Genomic DNA, 942 nt, shown 5'->3' on the forward strand with positions numbered 1-942 from the left:
ACATCCTGCACCTGCAATAGACAATCAGCAAAGCTTGGTTGAAGAGCCTGTCGAAGCAATGATTGAAGCTGCGCCTATGCCATCTGAGATCAACTCAACTGTTGATACGCAAGCGAACGAGAGTCAAAAAAAAACACCTAAGTTCGATGACTCTCAAGACTTAGATAGCATGAGCTGGCCGCGTCAGGCCATTAGACTTGGTTTGACAGGCATGACTCAAAACCTACTTATGAATATGGTGAAGCGTATTCATGGTGAGGTTATGGAATTAGCTGTCGAAACTGGGCATTTTAGAATTTTAAACGACACGCATAAGAAGAAAATCGTGCAAGCATTGAAGGATGCGCTTGCTTGGAATGGTGCGATTGAGTTCAAGGATGGTGTCGATGCAGGACAAGAAACGCCAGCAATGTGGCGTGAACGAATGCGTGAAGAGCAACTTATAGAGGCGAAGCAAAAATTGCACGCCGATGAAAACGTAAAACAGTTAATCGCTGAGTTTGATGGCCGTCTTATCGAAGATAGCGTCGTAGCGCTCGGCACCATTGAATAGGAGAAGAGTATGTTCGGTGGAAAAAATATGAATGACATAATGAAGCAAGCTCAAAAAATGCAGGAGCAGCTTCAGAAGCAGCAAGAAGACATGGCTAACGCAGAAGTGGTTGGCGAGTCAGGCGCTGGTATGGTCAAAGTTACAATGAATGGTCGCCATGATGTTAAGAATGTGGAACTAGACCCGGGTGTGATGACCGAAGACAAAGAGTTTTTAGAAGACTTGTTGGCTGCTGCGGTTAATGATGCTGTGCGTAAAATTGAAGAGAAGAATCAGCAAGCAATGTCTGGTTTAGCTTCAGGAATGGGAATGCCACCAGGATTTAAGATGCCTTTCTAGGCGGAAAATATACGATGAAGTTTGGTGTAACCATTGATGAATTGATCGAC

Annotated in this window: 2 protein-coding genes; both read left to right on the top strand. The window is 44.4% G+C overall.

The features are described 5' to 3' along the window. The coding region (locus A3739_RS17300) for a DNA polymerase III subunit gamma/tau C-terminal domain-containing protein (RefSeq protein ID WP_156502647.1) at positions 1 to 553 on the top strand (553 nt) is incomplete at its 5' end. A 9-nt stretch (positions 554 to 562) separates the two neighbouring features. Further along, positions 563 to 892: a YbaB/EbfC family nucleoid-associated protein gene (locus A3739_RS17305; protein WP_068473244.1), complete on the top strand. Its 330-nt coding sequence runs from the start codon at positions 563 to 565 to the stop codon at positions 890 to 892. Positions 893 to 942 lie beyond the last annotated feature (50 nt).

The organism is Oleiphilus sp. HI0067 (genome assembly GCF_001635735.1).